General features: G+C 61.9%; 16 protein-coding genes and 1 pseudogene. 6 read left to right on the forward strand and 11 right to left on the reverse strand.

Annotated elements, in window-relative coordinates:
• Positions 1-104: 104 nt before the first annotated feature.
• Together C4Q27_RS20350 and C4Q27_RS20355 are read right to left on the reverse strand one after the other, a co-directional pair.
• On the reverse strand, positions 105-929 hold the full coding sequence (locus C4Q27_RS20350) for an AraC family transcriptional regulator (protein ID WP_104887280.1): 825 nt from the start codon (positions 927-929) through the stop codon (positions 105-107).
• A 19-nt stretch (positions 930-948) separates the two neighbouring features.
• Positions 949-1,392 (reverse strand): acetyltransferase, encoded by a 444-nt coding sequence (locus tag C4Q27_RS20355; protein WP_064490994.1) that lies wholly within the window; start codon positions 1,390-1,392, stop codon positions 949-951.
• A gap of 224 nt (positions 1,393-1,616) precedes the next feature.
• Between C4Q27_RS20355 and C4Q27_RS20360 the strand changes: the two genes are divergently transcribed.
• Positions 1,617-2,585 (forward strand): LysR family transcriptional regulator, encoded by a 969-nt coding sequence (locus C4Q27_RS20360; protein ID WP_104887281.1) that lies wholly within the window; start codon positions 1,617-1,619, stop codon positions 2,583-2,585.
• A gap of 79 nt (positions 2,586-2,664) precedes the next feature.
• On the opposite strand, the gene C4Q27_RS20365 is transcribed toward C4Q27_RS20360, so the two are convergent.
• Positions 2,665-3,801 (reverse strand): DUF6708 domain-containing protein, encoded by a 1,137-nt coding sequence (locus tag C4Q27_RS20365; RefSeq protein WP_104887282.1) that lies wholly within the window; start codon positions 3,799-3,801, stop codon positions 2,665-2,667.
• Positions 3,801-4,118 (reverse strand): annotated as a pseudogene (locus tag C4Q27_RS20370) (hypothetical protein); the annotation flags it as partial. The pseudogene C4Q27_RS20370 and the gene C4Q27_RS20365, both read right to left, overlap by 1 nt.
• A 34-nt stretch (positions 4,119-4,152) precedes the next feature.
• On the opposite strand from C4Q27_RS20370, the gene C4Q27_RS20375 reads away from it, so the two are divergent.
• Positions 4,153-5,169, forward strand: a complete 1,017-nt coding sequence (locus C4Q27_RS20375) for an IS30 family transposase (RefSeq protein ID WP_008435491.1) — start codon at positions 4,153-4,155, stop codon at positions 5,167-5,169.
• 11 nt (positions 5,170-5,180) lie between these two features.
• Here C4Q27_RS20375 and C4Q27_RS20380 read toward each other — a convergent pair whose 3' ends face one another.
• The 5 genes from C4Q27_RS20380 to lysA form a co-directional block, all read right to left on the reverse strand.
• Positions 5,181-7,568, reverse strand: a complete 2,388-nt coding sequence (locus C4Q27_RS20380) for a T6SS effector BTH_I2691 family protein (protein WP_256599695.1) — start codon at positions 7,566-7,568, stop codon at positions 5,181-5,183.
• Between the two features lie 307 nt (positions 7,569-7,875).
• Positions 7,876-10,362 (reverse strand): TonB-dependent receptor, encoded by a 2,487-nt coding sequence (locus tag C4Q27_RS20385; protein WP_104887283.1) that lies wholly within the window; start codon positions 10,360-10,362, stop codon positions 7,876-7,878.
• Positions 10,363-10,472: 110 nt separating this feature from the next.
• A complete protein-coding gene (locus tag C4Q27_RS20390; RefSeq protein ID WP_014859058.1) occupies positions 10,473-11,408 on the reverse strand; it encodes a FecR domain-containing protein in 936 nt (311 codons plus the stop codon).
• A gap of 5 nt (positions 11,409-11,413) precedes the next feature.
• Positions 11,414-11,914 carry a sigma-70 family RNA polymerase sigma factor gene (locus tag C4Q27_RS20395; protein ID WP_104887284.1) on the reverse strand — a complete coding sequence of 167 codons (501 nt, stop codon included), beginning with the start codon at positions 11,912-11,914 and terminating at the stop codon, positions 11,414-11,416.
• Between the two features lie 227 nt (positions 11,915-12,141).
• Entirely contained in the window at positions 12,142-13,374 is a 1,233-nt protein-coding gene (lysA, locus tag C4Q27_RS20400; RefSeq protein WP_104887285.1) for a diaminopimelate decarboxylase, read from the reverse strand.
• A 123-nt stretch (positions 13,375-13,497) separates the two neighbouring features.
• Between lysA and C4Q27_RS20405 the strand changes: the two genes are divergently transcribed.
• The gene (locus C4Q27_RS20405; protein WP_010953080.1) at positions 13,498-14,403 is read left to right on the forward strand and encodes a LysR family transcriptional regulator; all 906 of its coding nucleotides are present in this window, start codon (positions 13,498-13,500) and stop codon (positions 14,401-14,403) included.
• A 156-nt stretch (positions 14,404-14,559) separates the two neighbouring features.
• On the opposite strand, the gene C4Q27_RS20410 is transcribed toward C4Q27_RS20405, so the two are convergent.
• A complete protein-coding gene (locus C4Q27_RS20410) occupies positions 14,560-14,913 on the reverse strand; it encodes a hypothetical protein (RefSeq protein ID WP_020192899.1) in 354 nt (117 codons plus the stop codon).
• Between the two features lie 274 nt (positions 14,914-15,187).
• Here C4Q27_RS20410 and C4Q27_RS20415 point away from each other — a divergent pair, with 274 nt between their 5' ends.
• Both C4Q27_RS20415 and C4Q27_RS20425 read left to right on the forward strand, forming a co-directional pair.
• Complete coding sequence (locus tag C4Q27_RS20415) at positions 15,188-20,053, forward strand: NAD-glutamate dehydrogenase (RefSeq protein ID WP_020192900.1); 4,866 nt, start codon at positions 15,188-15,190, stop codon at positions 20,051-20,053.
• 267 nt (positions 20,054-20,320) lie between these two features.
• Positions 20,321-21,379 (forward strand): IS110-like element ISPpu11 family transposase, encoded by a 1,059-nt coding sequence (locus tag C4Q27_RS20425; RefSeq protein WP_098316384.1) that lies wholly within the window; start codon positions 20,321-20,323, stop codon positions 21,377-21,379.
• 372 nt (positions 21,380-21,751) lie between these two features.
• Here C4Q27_RS20425 and C4Q27_RS20430 read toward each other — a convergent pair whose 3' ends face one another.
• A complete protein-coding gene (locus C4Q27_RS20430; protein ID WP_010953083.1) occupies positions 21,752-22,570 on the reverse strand; it encodes a pyruvate, water dikinase regulatory protein in 819 nt (272 codons plus the stop codon).
• Between the two features lie 191 nt (positions 22,571-22,761).
• On the opposite strand from C4Q27_RS20430, the gene ppsA reads away from it, so the two are divergent.
• Complete coding sequence (ppsA, locus tag C4Q27_RS20435; protein WP_020193548.1) at positions 22,762-25,137, forward strand: phosphoenolpyruvate synthase; 2,376 nt, start codon at positions 22,762-22,764, stop codon at positions 25,135-25,137.
• The last annotated feature ends 39 nt before the right edge of the window (positions 25,138-25,176 follow it).

Raw genomic sequence — 25,176 nt, forward strand, 5'->3', positions numbered from 1 at the left:
GTTCCTCGGAAAGTGGAGTGTTCAGCCTATCGCTCCGGGCGAGTCCGGTTCTTGTACGATCCTGCAAGCCTGTTCTCACGGGGTGCGCGGGCGCCTGCGGTAACTCAGCGTGACGCTCGCAAACGCTCCAGCCAGCGTAAGGGCGGTACGCCGTAGCAGCGGCTGAAGTGCCGGGTCATGTGGCTCTGGTCATGAAAGCCTGCGGCAAGGGCGGCGTCGACCAAGGTGAAGCCGTCCAGGATCATTCGGCGCAAGCAGTCGAGGCGGCGCAGGGTGACAAAGCGATAGGGGCTGGTGCCGTACAGCGTGCGAAAGTCCCGCGACAGGCTCCAGCGTTCGCGGCCACTGGCCTGTTCCAGCATGTCCAGTGTTATGCCCACATGCAGGTGTTCCATGATGAAGGCTCGGGCGCGTTCGGCTGCCTGGTAATCCAGGCGCTTGCGCCCGCGCGGCTTGCCGCCGACGGCCCGCAAGGCGATCGCCAGGTCATACAGGGCGTCCTGTTCTTCCAATGGTTCCAGCGCGTGGTCCACTGCCTGTACGAACGCTTCGCTGGCGTGGTACAGACGCGGGTCGCTGGACAGCCCGCCAGCGATGAAGGGCAAAGGCTGACCACCCAGCACGTTCTGGATCAGTGCCGGGTCGACGTAGGCCATGCGGTAGCGAAAGCCTGCGTCGGTGCCGGCCATGCCGTCATGCAGTTCGTCCGGGTGCAGCACCAGCGTGTTGCCCGGTATGCCGTGGCGCAGCGAACCCTTGTAGTGGAAGCTTTGCACGCCGGCCAGCGTACGGCCGATCGAATAGGTATCGTGGCGATGCGGGTCGTAGCCGTGGCTACCGAACCAGGCTTCGATACGCTCGATACCGCCCGGTTGGGCACTACGGATGACCCAGTCGGACGGCGGTAGGGGCTTCGCTTTGCGGGCCATCGCGGTCAGTGCCTCCTGCTCACGCCCGGGTGGACAGGCTCATGTGCAGCAAGGGGAACGGGCGACCTTCGCCATCCAGTGGTGAACGGCCAGTCTGGACGAAGCCATAGTTCTGGTAGAACGCTGTTGCCTGTGGGTTCTGCTCGTTGACATCGACACTCATCGCACTGCGTGACTGGCGGCCGAAATCCAGCAATGCACGGCCAATGCCCTGGCGGTGGCGCGCTGGATCGACGAAGAGCATTTCCACATGGTTTTCATTGAAGCCGATAAAGCCCAGTGGCTGGTCATCGGTGTCTACCGCAACCCACAGCTCGACGGCCGGGAAGTACACGTCGCGCAGCTGTGGCAACAGTGCGTCGATGTCGGAGGGTTGCAGGAAGTGGTGCGTCGCGCGAACAGCGCGCAGCCAGATGTCGAGCAGCTGCGGGTAGTCTGCAGCGATGCCTTGGCGAATGATCATGGTGTCATCCTGAGTGTATTGATGGCGGATGGGCGCGCCAGTGAGCGGCGGCCATGCAAGTGTCGGCATCATGAATGCCCGCTTCGCGAGTCAACGCCTGGGCGGTGCACGGCAGGGGAGGCCGGAAGGGAAGAGAGCGGAAGATTACCCCGGTCGCTCAGTAGGGGGCAATGGCGATTGCATAGGGTGCAGTGCAGGTTTCGACTCGGCTAGGATGCATGTCGATGCTGGTATTGAACCCTAACAACATGCACGGCCCGGGAGCGCCCATGAACCGCAACGAACTGCGCAAAGCCGATATCAACCTGATGGTGGTGTTCGAAGCGCTGATGCAGGAGCGCAACCTCACCCGTGCCGCGGAGAAGCTGTTCGTCGCCCAGCCCACGGTCAGCGCCGCGCTGGCCAGGTTGCGTGCGATGTTCAACGACCCATTGCTGGTTCGAGTGGGCAACCGCATGGAGCCCTCGGCCAGGGCCGAAGAGGTGATCAAGTACCTCACGCCAGCCTTGGATGCGATGTCCGTCGCCCTCAGCATGACCCATGATTTCGACCCGCTGACCAGCAAGATGACCTTCCGCATCGGCTTGTCCGATGATGTCGAGTCGGGCCTGTTGCCGCCGCTGTTGCGGGCGCTGCGGGTGGAGGCGCCAAACGTGGTGGTGGTCGTGCAGCATGTGGACTACTGGCGCATTCCGGACCTGCTGGCGGCGGGCGACGTGACGGTGGGTATCAGCCAGACCAAGGGCCTGCCTGCCAATGCCAAACGCAAGGTGCTACGCACCCTGCAAGCCAGGGTAGTGCGGGCCGACAAGTCCAGCACGCCGCTTTCACTGGATGAGTTTTGCCAACGTCCGCATGTCCAGGTTTCGCCAACCGCCAACACCCAGGGTGTGGTCGATGACTGGTTGAAAGACATCGGCCGTGAACGCAAGGTGGTGTTGTCGGTGCCGCAGTTCAGTTCGCTGCCGGCGATTCTGGCCGGTACCGACCTGCTGGCCTGTTGCCCGGACTATGCCGCACAGGGTATGGAACGCTGGGGCAACCTGCAGGCCGAGACGTTGCCGTTCGAGACTGCTGCACTGGAGCTGGCCATGGTCTGGTTGAGCACAACCGACAGCGACCCGGCCGAGCGTTGGCTGCGTAGTCGCCTGGAGCACTACATGGGCGGACTACGGGAAGCGGTCATGGGATGATGGCTTTGCATCGTGCTGCAACTGGCTGCCGATGAAGTGAAAGTGTCGCAGATGTACCAGCGCGCCGGGTGCAGTTTGATCAGTCACTTTCGTTGGCCTGTTGATGTGTAGAGCGCTTGCGTGGTTTTTTCGCCGGCCGCTTGCCGGGCTTGAGCTGCCAGCGGTCGGCGTTGGCGAGCAGGCGTGCCTGGATTGCGGGTGGATAGTCGCTCAGGGTTGTCACGGGTGGGACTGGCTTGCCGGGCAGGCCGGCCTCGCGGATGACCTTCGGCCAGCGCGGTCGCCAGCACAGCAGCAGGCTGAGCCAGTGGCCGGTGCCGATGATGACGAAAGCGGGCCAGACAAACAGCAGCGCAACTTTGAACAGCCAACTGCTTTTGCGGAAGAAACGCCCAAGGCCTTCGAACTGGGCGCTGAATGCCTGGATGGGTGAGGGTAGCTGGGTGCTCAGGCGGGGGCGGGGGACGGCGTGTGGGCCTTCTTCCATGTAACGACGGATGAATTCCCACTCATCACGCAGTTCGCTGCCGCCTTGGCCTTGTTTGCCGAGCAGGGCCATTTCCATGTGGGGCAGGCCGGTGCGGCTGGGGTGCCAGATTAGACCAAGTCGTACTCCAACGCTTAGCGAATCATCTTCTGGGCGAATGCCCGTGCTGCCGGTCGTTTTCCATGGGAAGGTGACGATGCCACCACAGTAGCTGGGGCGGTGGAGGTGGACCTGTTGAGTTATTCGATTGAAGCGAATGAGCAGATGCCGACTGGTCAGCATTTCCAGTCGGGTCAAGCTTACTCCATACTTTGTGTAAAAAAATATCGTAGCACCTGATACGAGTGCCATCATGAATGTCAGTGCCACCATCAGAAGTGATCGAGCCTCATGGTCTGCTATGTCTTCCCAGAGAAAATACAATGTGGAGATTGTCGTAACACCTATAATGGGCATGATTCCGCATAGCGTTGCAATGGTTATGAGTCCGCGCTTTTCCTCTGAGCCACCACATCGCATTTCAATAAATGTTTCGTTGAAAGCGAAAATCGGTCCGCGTGTGTGGGGTTTTTCGCTAACAGTTTGGAAGTGTATGTCCTCTTCCAAATCCCCTTCGTAAAATTCCTGGGCGGCACGCTTCTCAGCAGGTGTTAACTCAGCTTCGTACGCTTTTCGTTCGGTCTCTGACTCGGTTGCCATTTGCCAGAATCCCCATTCAATCAAATACATTACAGAACCTCGCTGAATGCGGCATGTAGTGCCACCAATTCTTCTTGCTCTTTGTAAGGCTCCGAATTTTTCCCCACGCGGAAGCTGCTGCGTTTGCACCACTTTTCCAAAGCGTCATCTTCAAAGATGTAAATGATCACCGTCAAAACGAGCCCTATCCAGAACGCGCCGAGAACTAAACGAACGAGCAGTAGCCTCGCTGCCTGTGTACCCAGTCTTTTTGCGAGTCCTGACATTGATTGACTAAGAAGTCTTACTATTTTGTTAGCGCTGGAGTTTGCAAGGTGATCGAATAAAGGGGCGGCGGCAAAAACTGAGTGCAACACCTGACCTTTCCGGTAGGGTGTTGCCATGTCTTATCACGAACTCAGCGTTGAAGAACGCTCCGATATCCAGGTCAGTCTGCTGCGTGGCATGAGCCAGCGCGCCATTGCCCGAATGCTCAACCGCAGCCCCTCAACGATCAGTCGCGAGATCCGTCGCAATCGTGATGCCCGGGGTGAGTACACCACCCAGCATGCCCAACAAGCCATGCGCGATCGTCGATTGCCCTGCCGGCCCCGGCAAAAGCTGGTGCCCGGCAACGAATTGTTCGAGCTGGTCGCCCACCTGCTGCGACAGCGCTTTTCTCCCGAGCAGATTGCCGGCAAGCTGCGAACCATGAAATCCCCAAGCTTCGAAGACGCCTACGTCTGCCGCGAGACGATCTACAACGCGATCTATGCCCTGCCGGTCGGCGAACTGCGCAAGGAGCTGATCATCTGCCTGCGGCAAGGCAAAACCTCCCGCCGTCCGCGTTCTGGCGGCGTAGATCGCCGTGGCCAGATCCCGGACATGGTCAGCATCCATGTGCGTCCGCCGGAGATCGAGGATCGCGTGATGCCGGGACATTGGGAGGGCGACTTGATCAAGGGCAAAGCCAACGCATCGGCCGTGGGTACGCTAGTCGAACGCACCAGCGGCTACCTGATGCTGGTGAAGATGCAAGACGCGACGGCGACCTCGGCCGTGGAAGGCTTCAGTTCGGCGCTGAACCATATGCCGCTGGCGGCCCGCAAGAGCATGACCTACGACCAAGGGCGGGAGATGGCGCGTCACGCGGAAATCACCCAGAAGACCGGGGTGGCAATTTACTTCTGCGACCCGCACAGCCCCTGGCAGCGCGGCAGCAATGAGAACATCAACGGACTGATCCGCCAGTACCTGCCCAAGGGCACGGATCTGTCGGTGTGCAGCCAAGAGCAGTTGGATGCGATTGCCTACGAGTTGAACATCCGACCGCGTAAGCGCTTCGGTTTCAAGTGCCCCATCGAGGTCATGACCGAGCTGATGGCCAAGCATCACGAGGCTCCCGCCTCAATCCAGTAACTGTGTTGCACTCAGCTCCTGCAACCGCCAGGCTTTGCGATGGCGATGGCGGTTCCAAGTTCACCCAATGATAACGTTATGGTAGCTACTCCTCGGAGCGCGTAAGCAGTAGCCAAAATTCTCGATTTCCTCTTGCCCTGCTTCGTGGTTGGATCGCTTCGGAGATGTTGAAGCCAGTCAGTAAAGTCCCACCATGCCAGCATTCCGCCCCCGATCCCCGCCAGGCTAGCGCCCCACAGCTTCAACCTCCCCAATGTTACGGCCGCCCCTTTTCCGGTCACACTGTTTGCGCCGTACCGCGCGACCACCTGGTCCACATAACTGGCTCCAACTTCGAAGCCCGCCGCAGCCGTGGTCATCGCGGCCGCCAGGAGTTCGGTCTTCACCCGCGCATCACCGTCAGGCAATTCGCGCGCTTTGAAGGCCATCAGCATCCCCTCCAGCAGGCACACCAGCCCGGAAACACGCACTTTGTAGAAGTCACTGTTCCGGGCCTGCATCAACCCTTCAGCCCAGGCCTGGTCGAGGTACCTTGATACCTGGCCTGCACTGCGTTGTGGGTTGATGGGCTGCCCGCTACGTGCAGCTTCACTCAGGCGAATATCGACAGCAGTTTCATGCACCGAAGCGAACAAGGTCAGCCGCAAACCCTGGTGCAGCGCGCGGTCCATGCTGTTGGGTGTCGCGGTGCGCAGCACTTGCCGCCCCAACGCGACGTACCAGGCATACAGGCCGATGCTGGCCGTGCTGCTCTGTGCCTGCATCTGTTCGTACAGGGTGTTGATGCGCCCAAAGGCATTGGCAGCGGCATGGGCTTGCCTGGCAAGCGCTTCCGGCAGGGCGAAGGATGACGCTGACGGCGGTTCGGCCTTGGCGGCTTCCAGCAGCGCCGCCAGTTCTTCCCGCAGGTCCTCCTGGTTGTAGGTGATGCCGCGTATTGCCAGGTTGCCCCGGTCTGCCACGTCACTGCGCCACCAGTGGTCCAGCACCTTCGTGCCCCCTTCACTCAACTCCATGCCGATCACGCACTGGCCGGTCTGTTCGGCAAAGGCCAGGCCGTTGATGAGGTCGGCGTTGTCGTAGCGGTCCAGTGCCTGCAACAACCGTTCGCTGACCACCCAGCGGGCATGATCCTTGGCGCGGTCTTCGGCGGCTTGCTGGGCGTGTTGCATGGCCTGCTCGAAACCGTCGAGCTGATCGTGCATGGCCTGGCGGTCGACCAGGTGGCCGTATTTCTGGTCGAACCGCTTGCGGAACTCGCCGGCATCCTGGCGGGCCTGGACTTTGCTGCGGACGCCGCGCTCGAACTGCGCCATGTGCGGCTTCATGCGTTCATCATGGGCATCGGCCTGTTGCCTGGCCCGTTCGGAGAACAAGTAGATCTCGGGATGCAGGTGGAGCTGGTTGCGGACTTTTTCGGCCATGACTTCGCGCTTGACGATCTGCTCGGCCACCATCTGCGGGTAGAGTTTTTCGATTTCCAGGAACGACTGCGCGACCAGCAGCTTGCGTTCGTTGTCGACCCCGGGTTCCACGGTGCGCGCCAGCCACTGGGTCTTCACATCCTCGACAGCGGCGTTGCGCCAGGCGTTGAGCTCCTGGGTGATGCCGATGGCGTCTTCGATGACGATGGCGGCGCCACGGGGTTTGCTGTGGTTCACCAGCGGTGCCAGCGCTTGGCGTGATGCGTGCGGCGAGACGATCTGGTCGTTGTTGAACGGCTGCAGGTCCAGTAGCGCCTGCAGGTCTGCATCGTCCTGGGCCTTGAAGTCGGCCACCCAGTTCAGTTGGTCATGCTTGAGGACGTGGGGCTGTGGCGGGGCGTCGGAAGGCTGGATGAAGCGGGCGATATCGATCGTGGGCAGGCTGCTGCGGTATTCGTCGTCGAGCAGGCGGTAGTTGTCGAGCATGCGCGGGGTCAGCGGGGAAGGGCTGAACAATGGGCGCAGCTCCTGGATGTCATCCAGGTCGTAGAGGGTGATGGTCCAGCCGAAACCGCGAAGGATCTCATCCAGATTGCCGGCGCTGGGGGCAGGCTCCCAGGGGGCGTCGCTGCTGATGTACAGCAGCGAGCCATTGGGCGCCACGCGGTACTGGCTGTGCCATTCGTAGGCCGGCGCGCTATGGCGCTTGATCAGCAGGTAGAGAAAGCCCTCGCGCAAAGGGCGGATGGCGTAGCTGGAATGGGTCAGCTCGCCGACCTCCTGGAACGGGCTGAGATAGCCCGGCAATTTGGGCAGGCGGGCACGTTGTGCCGGGTTGCCGCCGACGGCGGCGTAGCGCAGGGGCAGCAGTTCGAAGCGGCGGGTGCAGTCGGCGACGGGGCTGTTGCGCAGGGCCGGGCGGTAGCCGGAGGTGATGCGCCTGCACAGTTCGAGGGTTTCTTTCAACGAGTCCATGTATAGCTCCAGCGAGCAGGGATAATCATCAAATGCATGCAAGCGTTGCATTCGACCCAGGGCTGGACACTAGCGAGGAATCACTTCTCAAAGGAGCGTTGCGCTTCCGATAGGTGCGTAGGAAATTTCTGATTAAGCGGTATCGTTGACGTTACCAGGGTTTTCATCGCCTTTCACGTCAACCCGTCCGCTGTCACGGGGCAGGCCCATCGTTACTGGGTGGAGGCGCCACCCTGGTCGCTATTTTAAATACGGTCCGCATCCAGACAGGGCCGCAAAGCGGCCCGATCGTTCCCCGGAAAGTACTTCAGAACGCCCCTTGCAATGTCACCATGAAATTGCGCGGTTCACCATAGAAGTTGCCCCACGCCGGCGCGCCGATGGTGGCGTAGTACTTCTTGTCGAACAGGTTGTTGCCGTTGAGCGCGACAGTCCAGTTCGGGTCGAGGCGGTACTGCACACGGCCGTTCCACACGGTGTAGCCCGCCTGCTCGACACGGGTAGTGCCGGTGGTACGGAAGTTCTCGCTCTGGCTGTTCAGGCCTGCGCCGAGGGTCCAGCGCTCCAGAGCACCGCCCAGCTGGTAGTCACCCAATACCTTGAGCATGTGCCGTGGGATGAAGCTGGAGGTGAAGGTCAGTTCGGTCGGGTCAGTGTCTTCGATGGTACTCAGGTACTTCGTCTGGGTGTAGGTGTAGCCCGCCAACAGCTGCAACCGCTCGATCGGCGAGCCGCTGATCTCGGCTTCGAACCCCTGTGCGCGTACCTTGCCGCTGTCGTTGTAGCAATACCCGTCGCCTGAGGGGCAGGTATCGACGTAGTCCGTTTCTGCGCGGTGATTCTCGACAGTGCGGAACAGGTTGAAGGAGGTGTTCAACGCGCCGTCGAGCAGCTCGCCCTTGATGCCGACTTCATAGTTGGCGCCGGTCTTTGGCTGTAACGCCTGCCGCTCGGCATTCACCTTGTCGCTTTGTGGCTGGAAGATGTCGGCGTAGCTGGCATAGGCGGTCCACTGCTCGTTCAGGTCGTACAGCACGGCGGCAAACGGCGTGACCTGACCGTTTTCCTGGCTGCGATTATGCACCCAGTAATCGTAGAACTGGGTATAGGAGTCGCTCTTGTTACGGTACCAGCTGACCCGCGCGCCCAGCACCAAGGTCAGTGGCTCTGCCAGTTTCAGGCGCAGGTTGGCGTAAGTGCCGTACTGGGTGGTAGTGGTATCGGTTGGCACACTGCCACCGCGGCTCGGGTTGACCAGGTAATCGGCCTTGGACGGGTGTGTGAAGTTCGCGGATGGGTTGAACGGGTCCTGCTTGCCGTCCAGCAGCATCAGCGCGAAGTAATCATGGGTTTTCTGTCGGCTGGCGTTGACACCCATGATCAGCTCATGCTGCAGGCCGAACGCCTCGAACTTGCCATCGACATAGCTATCGAAGCCGTAGTCGTCCTGGTCGTAGTCGAAACGGCCGGCCCGGACGTTCATGCTGGCGGTGCTGGCGCCGACGGGTACCGTGCCTTCGGAATAAGCGTATTCGATGTCCTGGGTGTTGTGGGTGTAGATCGAGGCGAAGTTCAGGGTCCAGTCATCGTTGAAGCGGTGCTTGAGGTCGGCAAAGCCGGTAATACGCTGGCTTTGCATGTCGTTCCAGCTGGCCCCCAGGCAGGTGGAGCGCGACAGCTTCAGGTCACTGCCATCGGCGTAGCGTGGCAGGCCGGCGTAGCAAGGGGTGGCATCGACATCCTCGTAAGCCAGGCCAGCGCCCACGGTGGTGTCGGCCGTGACGTCCCAGTCGATGGCGCCGTACAGTATCTGGTCCTGGCGCTTGGCCGTGTCATAGAAGTACTGGCGGTCCTGCAGCGTCGCCACGGCGCGCCCCCGCACGGTGCCCGACGCGTTCAGCGGGCCGCCCACGTCCACTTGCCCGCGGTAGTTGTCCCAGCTGCCGGCTGATAGGGTGACGGTGGTGGCGGCTTTTTCCTGCCCCCGTTTGCGCACGAAGTTGACGCCCCCGGCGGAGGAGCCAGAGCCTTTCATCATGCCGGCCGCACCTTTAAGCACCTCGACGCGGTCATAGAACGCCATGTCGCTGGAAAAGCTGTTGGCCTGCACGTAGTTGCCGCCCACGTCCAAGGGCACGCCGTCGTACTGGTACTGGCCATCCAGGTTGAAACCACGGGAATAGAAATACTTGCCGCCCATGGGCGAGTCATACACGGTGATGCCCGGGGTCTTGTCCAGTACCTGCTCCAGTGTGTTGAGGTTCTGGTCGTCGAGCATCTTGCGGGTCATCACGGTGACCGACTGCGGGGTTTCTTTCAGCGTGTGTACGCCCTTGCCGATGGTGATGGCACGGGCGGCGTAGGACTGGGTGCCTTCGCTGGTCGCATCCAGGCGGTTGGCGTCGATGTTCATCGGCGCCAGTTCCATGGCCGAGCCGTTTTGCGCAGCGACCAGCACATAGCCACCATTACCCTGACGCTGCGCCTGCAGGCCACTGTTGCCCAGCAGCCGCGCCAGACCTTCCTCGACACTGAAGCTGCCTTCCAGGCCCGCGCTGTCGAGGTTGCGCGTCTGTGCGGTGTCGAACGAAATGGTCACACCCGCCTGTACGCCAAACTGGGTGATGGCGTTGCCCAGTGAGCCAGCGGGGACATGGTAGGTGGCCTGGCTTTGGGCCATTGCCTGGGCAGGCATCAGCAACAGGCCGGGCGCGCTGGCCAGGGACATGCCGAACAGCACCAGGCGGACGGCCTGGCTGAGCTTGGTTGCTGGGGTAGGGTGCAGGTGTGGCATTTCGTGGTCCTTCCGAGTCATGGCAGAAAGTCGCTGTCGTCGCGGCTTGTGTCAGGGACGGACGAGAATAGAAATCAGCAAGATTGCGGCGAAAGTTTTTCCGCAGTTGCTCAGGCGGGCTCCACACTCACCCAGTAGCGGCTTAAGTAGCGCACTTTCACGGGCAAGGTTTTCGGCAGGTTGGCCAGGGCGATATCGGTGTCGTCAATGCGGAACGCACCGGAAATGCTCATGGCCTGGATCGACGAGGCACAGCGCAGCACACCTGGACGATAGCGCCCCAGTTCTTCGAGGAAATCGCCAAGGCGCCAGTCGTTCACGCTGAGCATGCCTTGCAACCAGGCCGTGGAATCGGCGGGGAGGGCATGGGCGTCGAGGACGACATCCTGATCAAAACTCACTTGCTGGCCAGCGTGCAGTTGCAGCACTCGATCAGGGTGGCGCAGGGGGCGAACTTCGACGCTGGCCTCAAGCACACCCACGCGGGTCTGCTGCGCCAGTTTGCGGACGCTGAACGCGGTACTGCGGGCCAGTACGCTGCCGTCATCGGTGTGCACGATAAACGGGCGCTGCTGACGATCGCTGACCGGACGCACCAGAATTTCCCCCTGATACAGCTGAATCGCCCTCACCTTTGTGGCGTAGCGCACATCCAGCGCGGTATTCACGTTCAGTTCCAGCTGTGAACCATCCTCCAGGTGCAGGGCGCGGCGCTCGCTGCTGCGGGTACTGTGCTGGGCCAGCAAGGCACGATAGGGCACCTGCTCGGCCGCCAGCCAGCTGCCGCCCCCCATGGCCATCAGCAGGCCCAGCACTTTCAGCACGTCACGCCGCTGCGCCTGGGCCGCGCCAAGGCCGGACAGCGCCGCCTGCGGCGGCACCATGGCCCATTGCTGCTGCAGCTTTTCTACCCGCGCCCAGGCGGCTGCGTGCAGGGGGCTGGCCTGCAGCCACTGTCGCCAGGCCTGGGTGCGGGCCTCGCTATTGGCGCCGTCGTTGAGCTGAACATACCAGGTGGCAGCGGCTTCGAGTGTCTTGAGATCCATGGGCGTCAGCCTTCGACTGCCAGCAGGCAGCGAGTCATGGCCTTGATCAGGTGATTCTTCACGGTGGTGATCGACACGCCGAAGCGCTCGGCCGCAGCGCCGTAGGTCAGGCCTTCGAGTTGAACGGCAAGGAAGATGGCGCGGGTCTTGGCGCCGAGTTCGTCGAGCAGGCTGTCCACGGCCACCAGCATCTCTATGATGGACAAGCGCACCTCCGGCGACACCTCTACCGGTTCCGGACGCAGGGCCAGCGCCTGCAGGTAAGCTTTTTCGATGATGCGACGGCGAGCTTTGTCTATCAGAAGGGCGCGGGCGATAGCGCTGAGGTAGCTGCGCGGCTCACGGATCGGCAACGGGTTACGCGCGGTCATTACCCGCAAGAACGTGTCGTGCGCCAGGTCGGAAGCGTCGGCGGCGTTGCCCAGGCGGACGCGCAGCCAGCCCTTCAGCCAGCTGTTGTTTTCGCTGTACAGCTGGTGCAGGGCCTGGGGATCGAGCGTTGCCATGGCGTCAAGATCGCAATATTAATGGGAATTGATCGCATTGTCGCGAGAGGCGGGGCTTATTGCAAGGACCGCGAGCACACACCCTGTGGGAGCGGCCTTGCGTCGCGATTGGGCCGCAAAGCGGCCCGGGTTTCGGCATCGCGGCTACATTTGTGGGGCTGCTGTGCAGCCCTATCGCGACGCAAGGCCGCTCCCACAAAGAGTCGTGCAGGCTTGCAGGGCAGTGGTTAGAACCCGGCCTCCAGGCTCAGCAGGTCCTGCACCGTCTGCCGCCGGCGGATCATCCGCAGGGCACCGTTCTCGATCAGGAACTCCGGCAGCAGCGGCCGGCTGTTGTAGTTCGACGACATCGACGCGCCATAGGCCCCGGCATCGTGGATCACCAGCAGGTCGCCCACCTGTGCCTGGGGCAGGTCCTGCGGGGTCAGTGCCTGGTCATCCTGAGTGAACACGTCACCCGATTCACACAATGGCCCGGCCACCACGGTCGGCTGGCGCGGGCGATCTACTGCCTGGCCATCGGCATCGAGCAGGGTCATGCCGTGGTAAGCGCCGTACATCGCCGGGCGCATCAGGTCGTTGAAGCCGGCGTCGATCATGACGAAGGTATTGCGCCCCACCTGTTTCACGGCACGGACTTCGGCCACCAGGTAGCCCGACTCCGCCACCAGGAAGCGTCCGGGTTCGATCTCCATGCGCACCGGGTGGCCGAGCATCGTTTCGATCTCCTTGCGCGCCACCGCCCAGGTCTGCGCATAACGCTGCAGGTCGACCGGTTTGTCGGTGCTGCGGTAAGGGGTGGAAAGCCCGCCGCCGATGGAGAACGCCTCGATGTCCACGCCCAGACGGCCGATCAGCTCGATCATCGAGCGGGCCACCTGTTCCAGGTGCTGGTAGTCCACCCCGGAACCAATGTGCATGTGCACGCCCACCAAGTGCAGGCCATGGGCCTTGATGCACGCCAGCGCCTCGTCCAGCTCCTCGTGCCAGATGCCATGCTTGCTGTTTTCGCCGCCGGTATTGGTCTTGCGGCTGTGGCCATGGCCGAAGCCCGGGTTGATGCGGATCCACACGCGGTGGCCGGGCGAGCGTTCGCCCAGTTGGCGCAGCATGTCGATGGAGCCGGCGTTGACTTCGATCTTCGACGCCACCACGCGTTCCAGGGTGGGGCGGTCCAGCGCGTCGCAGGTCAGCACCACGCCGGCAGGGTCACCGTCAACGCTCGCGCCGGCGGCGAAGGCCCGTTCCATCTCACCCAGCGACACGGCGTCCAGCACCAGGCCATGGGCGCGCATCAGGCGTAGCACATGCAGGTTGGGGTTGGCTTTCTGGGCGAAGCGCACGGTGTCGAATACGTTCAACTGCTCGACACGCTCGGCGATGGTGCTGGCGTCGTACGCCCAAAGCGGCGAGCCGTGCTGGCGAACCGCCTCGGCCAGAAGGGTGAAGGGTGCGGTCATGGTGGCGCTACTCGTATTAGGAAGGCCACGAGGATGAATCAAAGCGGGAATTCAGAAAAATAGCTATTTTTCTGCTGGTCATTCATATCTGATATACCAATTGTCGACTCACCGGGTGCTGCCGTGAAACTGTCCGTCCGCCACATCGAAGTGTTCCGCGCCATCATGGCCGCTGGCAGTGTCACGGGGGCGGCGCGCCTGCTGTTCACCTCGCAGCCGACCGTCAGCCGCGAACTGGCGCGGCTGGAGCAGGTGACTGGCCTGAACCTGTTCGAGCGCGAGGGCGGGCGCCTGGTGGCGACGGCCCAGGCGCTGCTGTTGATCGAAGAGGTCGAGCGGGCCTACGTCGGGCTGGAGCGGATCGATCGCTTTGCCCAGGCCATCCGCAACTTCGAGCAGGGCCGGCTGGCCATCACCTGCCTGCCGCTGTTCTCGCAAACCTTGTTGCCCAAGGCTTGCCAGCGCTTTCACCAGCAGCACAGTGGCGTGAGCGTGAGCATTCTGGCGCAGGAGTCGCCGTTGCTGGAGGAGTCACTGGTTGCCCAGCAGCATGACCTTGGCCTGACTGAAGTCGAACAGATACCGCGCGGCGCGTATGGTGAATTGCTGTTCAGTGCCAACATGGTGTGCGTGTTGCCCGAGCATCACCCGCTGCAGGTGAAGGCTGAACTGGAGCTGAGTGATTTCCATGAGGTCGATTTCATCAACCTGGCCAGCCTGGATACCTACCGCCAGCGTCTGGATCAGCACTTTCGTGCGGCCGGGGTTAACCGCCGCACGGTCATCGAGACCACCAGTGCCGCTTCGGTGTGCGCCATGGTCAGGCAAGGCCTGGGGGTGGCGATCATCAACCCGCTGAGCGGGCTGGAGGCGGCGCAAGGCGGGTTGCCGATCCGCAGGTTACGGGTTTCGGTGCCCTATCAGGTAATGCTGATACGCCCGGACCATCGGCCAGCATCGGCAGCGGTGGAGCCGTTTTGCGAGGCGTTGCGGGTGCAGGCCAAAGAGATGCAGCAGGCGCTGGCCTGATCATTGTGGGGGCGGCCTTGCGTCGCGATAGGGGCGCGAAGCGGCCCCAGGTCTTCAGCTCCGCCGCAAAGATTGTCAGGGCCGCTTTGCGGCCCGATCGCGACGCAAGGCCGCTCCCACAGGGTGGACCGCGTTCCCACTAGGCAGGGGCAGGGTTCAAAGCTCGCAGACCAAGGTTCCAGTACCGGCCAGGATGTTCTCCAGGGTTTCCTTCACTTCATCCATGTCACTCAAATCGCTGGTCAGGTTGATTTCCAGTACTTCATCCCCCTTCAGCGCGTCCCGGTCGCCGGCCGCCACTTCGATCAGCAGGCGCTTGGCGCTCAGGGTCACTTTAAGGCCATCCAGCGTCGACGGCTCGTCATCCAGCGTCAGGTCGACGGTGTCCTCGTCCGGGTAACGGGTAAGCAGGAACATCTGACCCTTGTCGCTGTGGCAGCACAGGGTCGCCATGTTGTCTTCCTCGTCATCGCAAGGGGTGGCGAACAGCAGGGCGGTGTTGATTTGCATGAGCAGGCTCGGGTCAAAGGAAACGGAAGGGAATTCTGACAGTCTTGCGTACAGGCATAAACGTAAAGTTACCGCCCCTTGACCGAAATTGTCGCAGCGCTGCAAGCGTAGATGACCGATCAGTCGTTAAGCTTCGGCGAGCCCTGGGCGTGCCTGCGCACGTTCAACGTCTGGTTTTTACCGTCCGTCATGCCACGGGTTGGCTATCGTTGATCCGTACACGGCGCACGCAGCGACGCTTCAATTATTACAAAGCCCAAGCGGAGTACCACAGATGGCGTTCTTCACCGCAGCCAGCAAAGCCGACTTCCAGCACCAACTGCAAGCGGCCCTGGCGCAGCACATCAGCGAGCAGTCCCTGCCACAAGTGGCGCTGTTCGCCGAGCAGTTCTTCGGCATCATCTCTCTGGACGAACTCACCCAGCGCAGGCTTTCCGACCTGGCCGGCTGCACCCTGTCAGCCTGGCGCATCATCGAGCGTTTCGACCCCGAATACCCGCAAGTGCGGGTGTACAACCCTGATTACGAACGCAATGGCTGGCAGTCGACCCATACCGTGGTCGAAGTGTTGCACCATGACTTGCCGTTCCTGGTCGACTCGGTGCGCACCGAGCTCAACCGCCGTGGCTACAGCATCCACACCCTGCAAACCACCGTGCTCAGTGTGCGCCGTGGCGCCAAGGGCGAGCTGTTGGAGCTGCTGCCCAAGGGAACCCAGGGCGAGGGCGTGCGCTACGAGTCATTGATGTACCTGGAGATCGACCGCTGCGCCAATGCCGCCGAGCTGACGGTGCTGACCCGCGAGATCGAGCAGGTGCTGGCCGAGGTACGGGTGGTGGTGGCCGACTTCGAACCGATGAAGGCCAAGCTGCGTGAAGTGGTAGCGCAGGTGGAGCAAACCGCCTTCGGCCCCGCCCAAAACGAGAAGGGCGAAGTCAAGGCCTTCCTCGAATGGCTGCTGGATAACCACTTCACCTTTCTGGGCTATGAAGAATTCACCGTCAAGGGCGGCGCCGATGGCGGCCAGATGGTCTACGACGAGCAGTCGTTCCTCGGCCTGCCGCGCCGCCTGCGCGTGGGCTTGACGGCAGAAGAGCTGCGCATCGAAGACTACGCTGTGGCCTACCTCAACGAGCCGCTGCTGCTTTCGTTCGCCAAGGCCGCGCTGCCCAGCCGCGTGCACCGCCCGGCCTACCCGGACTACGTGTCGATCCGCCAGCTGGACGCCGACGGCAAGGTCATCAAGGAGCACCGCTTCATGGGGCTGTACACCTCGTCGGTGTATGGCGAAAGCGTGCATGCCATTCCGTACATCCGCGTGAAGGTGGCCGAAGTCGAGCGCCGTTCGGGCTTTGATCCCAAGGCCCACCTGGGCAAGGAACTGGCCCAGGTGCTGGAAGTGCTGCCGCGCGACGACCTGTTCCAGACGCCGATCGACGAGTTGTTCAGCACGGTCATGGCAATCGTGCAGATCCAGGAGCGCAACAAGATCCGCGTGTTCCTGCGTAAAGACCCGTACGGCCGCTTCTGCTACTGCCTGGCCTACGTCCCGCGGGAAATCTATTCCACCGAAGTGCGGCAGAAGATCCAGCAGGTGCTGATGGAGCGCCTGAAGGCCAGCGACTGCGAGTTCTGGACCTTCTTCTCCGAATCGGTACTGGCCCGTGTGCAACTGATCCTGCGGGTCGACCCCAAGAACCGTATCGACATCGACCCGCAGCAGCTGGAACGCGAAGTCATCCAGGCCTGCCGCTCGTGGCATGACGACTACTCGGCACTGGTGGTGGAGAACTTCGGCGAAGCCCAGGGCACCAACATCCTCGCCGATTTCCCCAAAGGCTTCCCGGCCGGTTACCGCGAACGCTTCGCCGCGCACTCGGCGGTGGTCGACCTGCAGCATGTGCTGAACCTGTCGGAAAGCAAGCCGCTGGCCATGAGCTTCTACCAGCCGTTGACTCAGGTGGGCGAGCGCATCCTGCACTGCAAGCTGTACCACGCCGACACCCCGCTGGCGCTGTCCGACGTGCTGCCGATTCTGGAAAACCTCGGCCTGCGCGTGCTCGGCGAGTTCCCGTATCGCCTGCGCCATGCCAATGGCCGCGAATACTGGATCCACGACTTCGCCTTCACCTACAGCGAAGGCCTGAGCCTGGATATCCAGCAGCTCAACGATACCCTGCAGGACGCTTTCATCCACATCGTCCGGGGTGACGCCGAGAACGACGCCTTCAACCGCCTGGTGCTCACCGCCGGCCTGCCGTGGCGCGACGTGGCCTTGCTGCGTGCCTACGCCCGTTACCTGAAACAGATCCGTCTGGGCTTCGATCTGGGCTACATCGCCAGCACCCTGAACAACCACACCGACATCGCTCGCGAGCTGACCCGGTTGTTCAAGACCCGCTTCTACCTGGCGCGCAAGCTCACCCAGGACGACCTTGACGACAAGCAGCAGCGCCTGGAACAGGCCATTCTGACTGCGCTGGACGACGTGCAAGTGCTCAACGAAGACCGCATCCTGCGGCGCTACCTGGACCTGATCAAGGCCACCCTGCGTACCAACTTCTACCAGCCCGACGCAAACGGCCAGAACAAGTCCTACTTCAGCTTCAAGTTCAACCCCAAGCTGATCCCCGAACTGCCCAAACCGGTGCCAAAGTTCGAGATATTCGTCTATTCGCCTCGGGTCGAGGGCGTGCACCTGCGCTTTGGCAACGTTGCCCGTGGTGGCCTGCGCTGGTCCGACCGCGAAGAGGACTTCCGTACCGAAGTGCTGGGGCTGGTGAAAGCCCAGCAGGTGAAGAACTCGGTCATCGTGCCGGTCGGCGCCAAGGGTGGTTTCCTGCCGCGTCGCCTGCCGCTGGGCGGCAGCCGTGACGAGATCGCCGCCGAAGGCGTGGCGTGCTACCGCATCTTCATTTCCGGCCTGCTCGACATCACCGACAACCTCAAGGACGGTGGCGTGGTGCCGCCGGCCAACGTGGTGCGCCATGACGATGACGACCCGTACCTGGTGGTAGCGGCCGACAAAGGCACCGCGACCTTCTCCGACATCGCCAACGGCATTGCCATCGACTACGGCTTCTGGCTTGGCGATGCCTTTGCCTCGGGCGGCTCGGCCGGTTACGACCACAAGAAGATGGGCATTACCGCGCGCGGCGCCTGGGTGGGCGTGCAGCGTCACTTCCGCGAGCGTGGCATCAACGTGCAGGAAGACCCGATCACCGTCATTGGTGTGGGCGATATGGCCGGTGACGTGTTCGGCAATGGCCTGCTGATGTCCGACAAGCTGCAACTGGTGGCCGCGTTCAACCACCTGCATATCTTCATCGACCCCAACCCCGACCCTGCCACCAGCTTTGCCGAGCGCAAGCGCCTGTTCGACCTGCCGCGTTCGGCCTGGAGCGACTACGACACCAGCATCATGTCCGAAGGCGGCGGGATCTTCCCGCGCAGTGCCAAGAGCATCGCCATCAGCCCGCAGATGAAAGAGCGCTTCGCCATCGAAGCCGACCGCCTGACCCCGACCGAGCTGCTTAACGCGCTGCTCAAGGCCCCGGTGGACTTGCTGTGGAACGGCGGTATCGGTACCTACGTGAAGGCCAGCACTGAAAGCCACGCCGATGTCGGCGACAAGGCCAACGATGCGCTGCGGGTCAACGGTAACGAACTGCGCTGCAAGGTAGTGGGCGAGGGCGGCAACCTGGGCATGACCCAGCTCGGCCGCGTCGAGTTCGGCCTGAACGGCGGCGCCACCAACACCGACTTCATCGACAACGCCGGCGGCGTGGACTGCTCCGACCACGAGGTCAACATCAAGATCCTGCTCAACGAAGTGGTGCAGGGTGGCGACATGACCGAGAAGCAGCGCAACCAGCTGCTGGGCAGCATGACCGACGAAGTGGCCAGCCTGGTGCTGGGCAACAACTACAAGCAGACCCAGGCGCTGTCGCTGGCCGCCCGCCGCGCCCGCGAGCGGATTGCCGAGTACAAGCGCCTGATGGCCGATCTCGAGGCGCGGGGCAAGCTGGACCGTGCCATCGAATTCCTGCCGTCCGAAGAGCAGTTGGCCGAACGCCTGGCTGCCGGCCAGGGCCTGACCCGCGCCGAGCTGTCGGTGCTGATCTCGTACAGCAAGATCGACCTCAAGGAGCAACTGCTCAAGTCGCTGGTACCGGACGATGACTACCTGACCCGTGACATGGACACCGCTTTCCCGCCGTCCCTGGTCAGCAAGTTCGCCGAGGCCATGCGCCGCCACCGCCTGAAGCGCGAAATCGTCAGCACCCAGATCGCCAACGACCTGGTCAACAACATGGGTATCACCTTCGTCCAGCGCCTGAAGGAGTCGACCGGCATGAGCCCGGCCAACGTGGCCGGCGCTTACGTGATCGTGCGCGACATCTTCCACCTGCCGCACTGGTTCCGCCAGATCGAGGCGCTGGACTATCAGGTGCCGGCGGAAATCCAGCTTACCCTGATGGACGAGCTGATGCGCCTGGGCCGCCGTGCCACCCGCTGGTTCCTGCGAAGCCGCCGTAACGAACAGGACGCCGGGCGCGATACCGCGCACTTCGGGCCGAAGATCGCGCAGCTGGGTCTGAAGCTGGATGAGCTGCTCGAAGGCCCTACCCGCGAACGCTGGATGGTCCGCTACCAGGGCTTTGTCGACGCCGGTGTGCCGGAGTTGCTGGCGCGTATGGTGGCGGGTACCAGCCACCTGTACACCCTGCTGCCGATCATTGAAGCGGCCGACGTGACTGGCCATGAGCCTGCGCAGGTGGCCAAGGCATTCTTCGCCGTGGGCAGCGCGCTGGACCTGACCTGGTACTTGCAGGAAATCAGCAACCTGCCGGTGGAAAACAACTGGCAGGCGCTGGCCCGCGAGGCATTCCGCGATGATATCGACTTGCAGCAGCGGGCGATCACCATTTCGGTCCTGCAGATGGTCGATGCACCGGAAGACATGGATGCCCGCGTGGCGTTGTGGTCAGAGCAGCATCGGGGAATGGTGGAGCGCTGGCGCGCCATGCTCGACGACCTGCGCAATGCCACGGGCACTGACTATGCGATGTACGCGGTGGCCAACCGCGAGCTGGTCGACCTGGCCATGAGCGGGCAGGCGGCGGTGGTGCCGTCCTGAGCCTTGTGGTGAGGTAAAACAAAGCCCCGGCAGTGATGCCGGGGCTTTTTTGTATTCCTGGGGTGGCCCTTTCGCGGGTGAACCCGCTCCTACACCGATTGGTGGTGGACACACATCGGGGGTTGGACACAGCCCGTCGTGTAATCGATGGACTCGCCCCCGCCGAGGCATCACAGTGCCACGGTGGTGTTCGAAGAAGCCAACGGCAGCGAGGGCGAGACCATGAAAAAGCATAGTTCGAAACACGATTCCCTGTCTTCCACTGATGTGGAGCTTTGCACAACCATCTGCGTAGACCTGGCCAAACAGGTCTTCCAATTAGCAGGCGAGGACGCTACTGGTCGGGTGATCTACGAAGATCGCATCAAATCCCGCCAAGCGTTCCACGATTTCCTGCTCAGGCTGCCAACGACCGTGGCCGTCTTGATGGAGTGCGGTCCAGGTGCACAAGCCTGGGCCAGACTGCTGCAGGCCAAAGGTAATCCGGTTCGCATCCTGCCGGCGCAACGTGTCGCCGAACATCGCAGCGGTGCTAAGAACGATCGTAACGACTGCTATGCCATTTTGCGTGCCGGTCGCGATACGAGCATCGCTTCGATACCGATCAAGAGCACCACAGCACTGGCTATTCAAGCGCTGCACCGTATCCGGCGCGGTAACATCAAGCGACATACCGCGCTGGGTAATCAGATCCGTGGTTTGCTACTCGAGCATGGCGTATCCATGCCCCAGGGCGATGCCGCGATCAATAAGCATGTGCCTCAGGCGCTTGAGGATGCTTCCTTGCCTCTACCCGACCTGTTGCGCGAGTTGCTCGATGAGTTGCTGATGGACTGGTTGTCTCTAGGTGAACGCATAGCGGCGCTGAGCCGCCGGCTCGAAGCGACTGCCCAAGAGGATAAAGTCGCTCAGCGACTGATCACCATTCGTGGCGTCGGCCCTATCATTGCCACGGCGATCGTGGCGAAACAGACCGACCCCAGCCGCTTCGCCAGTGGCCGAATGTATTCCGCCTTCTTCGGTATCGTGCCCGATCAGCACAGCAGCGGAAACAAAATCAGATTGGGCAAGATGAGCAAGCGCGGTGACGGCTACATACGCAGCCTGATGATCCAGGGCGCGCATGCTGTCTTGAGTCAGTTAAGGCCTGATTCCGATCAGCCAGATGATCGCCGCCTCTTGCGCTGGCTATCCCGCCTTGGGCGCAAGGAGGCGGCGATCAGGCTGGCTAATCGAAATCTGCGGATTATCTGGGCCCTGTTACAGAGCGATCAGGTTTACCAACGCAAACCGAACGAAAAACCGGAGGCGGCTATGAGCCTCTGACCAACCGGGTAATGCCACCGGGGCGCTAGGCGCTCCAACCCCTGCTAGTGAACATTGACCCTAGGTAAGACCGTCGCAGACCGATGCCTCCGCTCCTACAGGCCTGATAGTGGCCTCCATGTAAACGGCACACTGCGAGCTCACCACGATGTTGGCCAGAAGCAAAAAGCTTCCTCGAACAGGCCTGATACATAGATGCAACCGGGTTCCTATGTTCAAAAAAGCAGCTAGACAGTGTGGGCGAGTCCATACATAGGAGCGGGTTCACCCGCGAAGAGGCCGGCCCTGCTGGCCAATTTCCACCCGCCGTTCACTGTCGCTGCCGCCACCGTATTCGCGGGTAAACCCGCTCCTACAGGGGGGGCGGGGGCGTTACTTGAACCGCCTCTCCACGCCTTTTTCGACCAGAATCTTGGCGGAAATCTCTTCCACCGAAAAATGCGTGGAATTGATATTGGGAATGTTCTCCCTGCGGAACAGGCTTTCCACTTCACGCACTTCGAATTCGCACTGGGCAAAGCTGGAATAGCGGCTGTTGGGCTTGCGTTCGTGGCGGATGGCGGTGAGGCGGTCGGGGTCGATGGTCAGGCCGAACAGCTTGCTGTGGTGCTTTTTCAGCACCGCCGGCAGCTGCAGGCGCTCCATGTCGTCCTCGGTCAGCGGGTAATTGGCGGCACGGATGCCGAACTGCATGGCCATGTACAGGCAGGTTGGGGTTTTGCCGCAACGCGACACGCCAACCAGAATCAGGTCGGCTTTGTCGTAGTAGTGGGTGCGTGCACCATCGTCGTTATCCAGGGCGAAATTCACCGCCTCGATGCGTTCCATGTAGTTGGAATTGCCGCCGATCGAGTGAGATTTGCCCACGGAATACGACGAATGGGCGATCAATTCCTGCTCAAGTGGGGATAAAAACGAAGAAAAGATGTCGATCATGAAGCCATTCGACGTCGCCAGGATCTCGCGGATGTCTTGGTTGACAATGGTGTCGAAGATGATCGGGCGTACCCCATCCCGCTCGGCCGCAGCGTTGATTTGCTGGACCATGACCCGCGCTTTGTCCGGCGAATCGATGTAAGGGCGGGTGAATTTGTTGAAGGGAATGCTCTCGAATTGCGCGAGCAAACTCTGGCCCAGGGTTTCGGCAGTGATACCGGTGCCGTCGGAGATGAAGAACGCGGTTCGTTTCATTTGCGATCTGGGCCTTAAGCTGATGGCGATTCTTGGATATGATAAGTTCGGTTTGCCGAATGCGGCTGTCGACATTCTGCCACATTTGCAGCGCCTATTTTCCAGGTACAGGCCACAAACGCCCGGCCAAGTCATAGAAGACAGGCGGGCGCCTTTTGAGCTTTTCCAACACAGTTAGTGGAGAGATCACCTTGGTAGAGTACGTAGTTTCCCTCGATAAGCTCGGCGTCCATGATGTGGAGCATGTGGGGGGCAAGAACGCATCCCTGGGCGAGATGATCAGTAACCTCGCCGGTGCCGGCGTGTCGGTGCCGGGCGGCTTTGCCACTACGGCTCAGGCGTACCGTGACTTTCTCGAGCAGAGTGGGCTGAACGACCGCATTCACGCCGCGCTCGACGCGCTGGACGTTGACGACATCAATGCCCTGACCAAGACCGGCGCGCAGATTCGCCAGTGGGTCATGGAAGCCGAATTCCCGCCACGCCTGGATTCGGAAATCCGTACGGCCTTCGCCGAAATGGCCGCCGGCAACGACAACATGGCCGTTGCCGTGCGTTCCTCGGCTACCGCTGAAGACCTGCCGGACGCCTCGTTCGCCGGCCAGCAGGAAACCTTCCTCAACATTCGCGGCGTCGATAACGTGATCCGCGCGGCCAAGGAAGTGTTCGCTTCGCTGTTCAACGACCGCGCCATCGCCTACCGCGTGCACCAGGGCTTCGATCACAAGCTGGTTGCCTTGTCTGCCGGTGTGCAGCGCATGGTCCGCTCGGAAACCGGCACTGCCGGGGTGATGTTCACCCTCGACACCGAGTCGGGCTTCCGCGACGTGGTATTCATCACTGGCGCCTATGGCCTGGGCGAAACCGTCGTACAGGGTGCGGTCAACCCTGACGAATTCTACGTGCACAAGAACACACTGCAGGCCGGCCGCCCGGCCATCCTGCGCCGCAACCTGGGCAGCAAGGCGATCAAGATGGTCTATGGCGACGAAGCCAAGGCCGGCCGTTCGGTCAAGACCGTCGAAGTCGACCGCGCCGAGCGCGCACGCTTCTGCCTGACCGATGCCGAGGTCAGCGAGCTGGCCAAGCAGGCCATGATCATCGAGCAGCACTACCAGCGCCCGATGGACATCGAGTGGGCCAAGGACGGTGACGACGGCAAGCTGTACATCGTCCAGGCCCGCCCGGAAACGGTGAAGAGCCGTTCCAGCGCCAACGTCATGGAACGCTACCTGCTCAAAGAGAAAGGCACCGTGCTGGTCGAAGGCCGTGCCATTGGCCAGCGTATCGGCGCCGGCAAGGTTCGCGTCATCAACGACGTATCGGAAATGGACAAGGTCCAGCCGGGCGACGTGCTGGTCTCCGACATGACCGACCCTGACTGGGAACCGGTGATGAAGCGCGCCAGTGCCATCGTCACCAACCGCGGTGGCCGTACCTGCCACGCGGCGATCATCGCCCGTGAGCTGGGTATCCCGGCGGTAGTCGGTTGCGGCAACGCTACTCAGGTACTGAAAGATGGCCAGGGCGTGACCGTTTCCTGTGCCGAAGGCGATACTGGCTTCATCTTCGAAGGTGAGCTGGGCTTCGACATCAAGCAGAACTCGGTCGATGCCATGCCGGAACTGCCGTTCAAGATCATGATGAACGTCGGCAACCCGGACCGCGCCTTCGACTTCGCCCAGCTGCCCAACGCCGGTGTCGGTCTGGCACGCCTGGAGTTCATCATCAACCGCATGATCGGCGTGCACCCCAAGGCGCTGCTGAACTATGCGGGCCTGCCTGCCGACCTGAAAGAAAGCGTCGACAAGCGCATCGCCGGCTACAACGACCCGGTCGGCTTCTACGTCGAGAAGCTGGTGGAAGGCATCAGCACCCTGGCGGCGGCCTTCTACCCGAAAAAGGTCATCGTGCGCCTGTCGGACTTCAAGTCCAACGAGTACGCCAACCTGATCGGTGGCAAGCTGTACGAGCCGGAAGAAGAAAACCCGATGCTGGGCTTCCGCGGTGCTTCGCGTTACATCAGTGAATCGTTCCGTGACTGCTTCGAGCTCGAGTGCCGTGCACTGAAGCGTGTGCGCAACGAGATGGGCCTGACCAACGTCGAGATCATGGTGCCGTTCGTGCGTACCTTGGGCGAAGCCAGCCAGGTCGTCGACCTGCTCGCCGAAAACGGCCTGGCCCGCGGCGACAATGGCCTGCGCGTGATCATGATGTGCGAACTGCCGTCCAACGCCATCCTCGCCGAAGAGTTCCTGGAATACTTCGACGGCTTCTCGATCGGCTCCAACGACCTGACCCAGCTGACCCTGGGCCTGGACCGTGACTCGGGCATCATTGCCCACCTGTTCGACGAGCGTAACCCTGCGGTGAAGAAGCTGCTGGCCAACGCCATTGCCGCCTGCAACAAGGCTGGCAAGTACATCGGCATCTGCGGCCAAGGCCCATCGGACCACCCGGACCTGGCCAAGTGGCTGATGGAGCAGGGCATCGAAAGCGTGTCGCTGAACCCGGACTCGGTACTCGAGACCTGGTTCTTCCTGGCCGAAGGCCAAGGCGCGGCCTGATGCAGTAAACGCGGGGGGGCGTCTGGCGCCCTCCTGCCT

Origin of the sequence: Pseudomonas sp. SWI36, assembly GCF_002948105.1 — a bacterium.
GTDB classification, from domain to species: domain Bacteria; phylum Pseudomonadota; class Gammaproteobacteria; order Pseudomonadales; family Pseudomonadaceae; genus Aquipseudomonas; species Aquipseudomonas alloputida.

Coding starts and splice junctions, on each gene's coding strand:
- C4Q27_RS20390 (WP_014859058.1), bottom strand. CDS start 11,408: ATGGATCTCAAGACACTCGAAGCCGCTGCCACCTGGTATGTTCAGCTC.
- C4Q27_RS20350 (WP_104887280.1), bottom strand. CDS start 929: ATGGCCCGCAAAGCGAAGCCCCTACCGCCGTCCGACTGGGTCATCCGT.
- C4Q27_RS20395 (WP_104887284.1), bottom strand. CDS start 11,914: ATGGCAACGCTCGATCCCCAGGCCCTGCACCAGCTGTACAGCGAAAAC.
- C4Q27_RS20385 (WP_104887283.1), bottom strand. CDS start 10,362: ATGCCACACCTGCACCCTACCCCAGCAACCAAGCTCAGCCAGGCCGTC.
- C4Q27_RS20360 (WP_104887281.1), top strand. CDS start 1,617: ATGCTGGTATTGAACCCTAACAACATGCACGGCCCGGGAGCGCCCATG.
- C4Q27_RS20430 (WP_010953083.1), bottom strand. CDS start 22,570: ATGAAACGAACCGCGTTCTTCATCTCCGACGGCACCGGTATCACTGCC.
- C4Q27_RS20410 (WP_020192899.1), bottom strand. CDS start 14,913: ATGCAAATCAACACCGCCCTGCTGTTCGCCACCCCTTGCGATGACGAG.
- C4Q27_RS20380 (WP_256599695.1), bottom strand. CDS start 7,568: ATGGACTCGTTGAAAGAAACCCTCGAACTGTGCAGGCGCATCACCTCC.
- C4Q27_RS20355 (WP_064490994.1), bottom strand. CDS start 1,392: ATGATCATTCGCCAAGGCATCGCTGCAGACTACCCGCAGCTGCTCGAC.
- C4Q27_RS20375 (WP_008435491.1), top strand. CDS start 4,153: ATGTCTTATCACGAACTCAGCGTTGAAGAACGCTCCGATATCCAGGTC.
- lysA (WP_104887285.1), bottom strand. CDS start 13,374: ATGACCGCACCCTTCACCCTTCTGGCCGAGGCGGTTCGCCAGCACGGC.
- C4Q27_RS20365 (WP_104887282.1), bottom strand. CDS start 3,801: ATGTATTTGATTGAATGGGGATTCTGGCAAATGGCAACCGAGTCAGAG.
- C4Q27_RS20415 (WP_020192900.1), top strand. CDS start 15,188: ATGGCGTTCTTCACCGCAGCCAGCAAAGCCGACTTCCAGCACCAACTG.